This is a genomic window from Frankia sp. CcWB2 (assembly GCF_977927585.1).
Genome location: NZ_CDWRCM010000217.1, coordinates 4,729 through 5,343 on the forward strand (window position 1 = coordinate 4,729; position 615 = coordinate 5,343).

Sequence of the window (615 nt, forward strand, 5' to 3'; positions counted from 1 at the left end):
GGATCTCCTTGACGACCTCGGTGAGCGGGAGCCCGGGTACGGCCGCGTCGGCGCCGGCGCGGACCTCGTCGACGACCCGCTGGTACAGGGCGGGAGTCGCGAGCGGATGGGCGGCGTCGGTGATCACGATGATCCCGGCGTCCGCGGGCACGGCCGTCAGCCCCGCCCGGACGGACTCGGCCCGGGTGGCGCCGCCGGCGACGACCCGCACTCCGTCCGGCGGTGACCAGTGGCCGATCAGGGCGGCGGGGACGACCACGGCGATGCCGTCACTGGCGGGCCGCGCTGCCGCGACCGGGTGGGCGAGCAGGGGCTCACCCCCGAGGTCGAAGAACTGTTTCGGCCCGCCGAAACGCGTGCCGCCGCCGCCGGCCAGCACGATCGTCCAGACCGGGCCGCTGTTCCCGGTGCTCCCCGCGCCGTTGGTGACGGCGACAGCGGTGTCGGTCACCGCTGGGCTCCCGCGGGCGCGGCGCTGGTGACGTCGCTGAGCAGATCGACGCCCGCCAGGGCGTCGGCCGCCGCCGCGACGGTGTCGAACGGCAGGTCCGCGCGGTCGGCGATGTCGAGCAGGCTGCGCGTGCCGTCGGCCAGGTTCAGCACCCACAGCAGGCC

Annotated in this window: 2 protein-coding genes; both read right to left on the reverse strand. The window is 76.3% G+C overall.

From position 1 onward, the window contains the following. A partial coding sequence (locus ACY45C_RS18560; RefSeq protein ID WP_462188843.1) for an IspD/TarI family cytidylyltransferase occupies positions 1–451 on the reverse strand: 451 nt, incomplete at its 3' end. Next, complete coding sequence (locus ACY45C_RS18565; RefSeq protein ID WP_462188848.1) at positions 448–612, reverse strand: winged helix-turn-helix domain-containing protein; 165 nt, start codon at positions 610–612, stop codon at positions 448–450. The genes ACY45C_RS18560 and ACY45C_RS18565, both read right to left, overlap by 4 nt. Positions 613–615: the final 3 nt, after the last annotated feature.